General features: G+C 27.8%; 3 protein-coding genes. 2 read left to right on the forward strand and 1 reads right to left on the reverse strand.

Going from position 1 to position 1,752, the window contains the following annotated elements:
* The first annotated feature begins 117 nt into the window (after positions 1-117).
* Together EIC27_RS08525 and EIC27_RS06750 are read left to right on the forward strand one after the other, a co-directional pair.
* Positions 118-228: an SAM-dependent methyltransferase gene (locus EIC27_RS08525; RefSeq protein WP_410519465.1), complete on the forward strand. Its 111-nt coding sequence runs from the start codon at positions 118-120 to the stop codon at positions 226-228.
* 309 nt (positions 229-537) lie between these two features.
* Complete coding sequence (locus tag EIC27_RS06750; RefSeq protein WP_126045282.1) at positions 538-1,083, forward strand: hypothetical protein; 546 nt, start codon at positions 538-540, stop codon at positions 1,081-1,083.
* A 439-nt stretch (positions 1,084-1,522) separates the two neighbouring features.
* Here EIC27_RS06750 and EIC27_RS08530 read toward each other — a convergent pair.
* On the reverse strand, positions 1,523-1,752 hold a 230-nt coding region (locus EIC27_RS08530; protein ID WP_205702304.1), incomplete at its 5' end, for a transposase domain-containing protein.

A 1,752-nucleotide genomic window follows, 5' to 3' on the forward strand; every position in this document is an offset into this window, starting at 1 on the left:
GTAAACGCTAAAATATCCCCATCTTGACAAGTATTATCCGCCTTTCTTTGGGTTTCTTAAGTTTTTTGATAATTCTAAAAAAAATTTAATTTGATGATATTTTTTTATCAATATTATATGGAAGTAAATAAATTGAGAAAGCATTTTAAAAATGTTCATTTTTTTAAACCAGAAGCAAGTTATAAAGACTCATCTGAAATTTTTATTGTAGGGCTGTTTAGGATTTGAAATTTTTTAGATGTTTATATTGATTCTCAATTAAGAATTAGAAAAAGTAAGTTCTATATGCGTGCTGTTACCAAAAAATTTTATAAAAAGTTAAAATTTTAACGTAATCTTAACATTTTTTTTAAAAGTCTTAACGTAATTGTAACATTTGATCAATATAATGACAATTGTAAAACAATTATTTAAGAGGTTTGTTATGATTACATTTGAAAAATTAGGAGCAGTATATTCTAGTATGAGTTTTGGAGTAAGTACAGTATATTCTGGTATAAGTGTTGTAAATACTGCATATAGTTCTATTATGCCGGCTTGGGCAGGCCGGCTTGGGCAGCTAAAACTTTACTAATAGGTCAAGTAGGATTAGGGTATGAATCCATTGTTCCAGGGTTTCTACAAGATTTTGCATTGAATGCATCAGTAAATATGGAAGAGGCTGTGATTGGTGATAACTATTTAACTCTTTTACTTAACAAAGGATTAGAAGGTTTTTTTGGAATGAGTAAATTTTTAGCTAGTGAGTTCAATATAGGTGTTTATGAGATTGCAGATAAATCTTCAAAAATAATGTATGCAATTGATTATCCAGGGATAAGTAAATCTATTATTAACAAAGTTAGTGAAGTTGCAGCATATTCTTATGAAAGTTTAAGTGATACTGTTTCTACAGTTTATGAAATTGGAACATCTACTTATGAAAGTCTAAGTAATACTGTTTCAGAATCTAGTAAATCAGATTTAGAATTAGATTTCAGTAATGATAATACTGCTTTTGATTTTATAGATTTAAATTCAGAATTGTATTACAGTAATCCTTTTTCTGTAAATAATAGTGAACTAATATGCAGTATTAGTTAGTATACATATGCTACTTAATTAAACTATGGGAGTTCAATAATTTTATAGATGGTATAAATTTTCTGAGTTTCCATCTTGGGATTTATCAATATTTTAATCCTAGCTGTAGATAAGAAGTTAGCAATATATAGCAAAAATTCTTATCTACAATTTGGTTTTTATAGCAATCACAAACTAAGTTAACCCGAGCTGCAGTTAAGAAATAAGAAATTTATAGCAAATCTTATAATCATGAAGTGGAGTGTATATCTGGATTGCCATGTATGCTATCGCATCCTCGCAATGACGTTTTTATTTTTGTCATCACGAAGGAGAGATGAAGTCTTGACTGTGGTGATCCAGAATTATTGCAATGTAAACGCTAAAATATCCCCATCTTGACAAGTATTATCCGCCTTTCTTTGGGTTTCTTAAGTTTTTTGATAATTCTAAAAAAAATTTAATTTGATGATATTTTTTTATCAATATTATATGGAAGTAAATTTACTAACTCTTTTGGATCAGAATAATCATGAATATGATTCAGCAAATATTTTAAATAATCATAAGGATTAATCTTATTTACTTTGCAAGTTTCAATAATACTATAAATATTTGCACTAGCTTTAGCACCCTTAGTTGTTGCACAGAACATCCAATTTTTTCTGCCAACTGCAAATGGTTTTATAC

The sequence above is a fragment of the Candidatus Aquarickettsia rohweri genome (assembly GCF_003953955.1).
Lineage (GTDB): Bacteria > Pseudomonadota > Alphaproteobacteria > Rickettsiales > Midichloriaceae > Aquirickettsia > Aquirickettsia rohweri.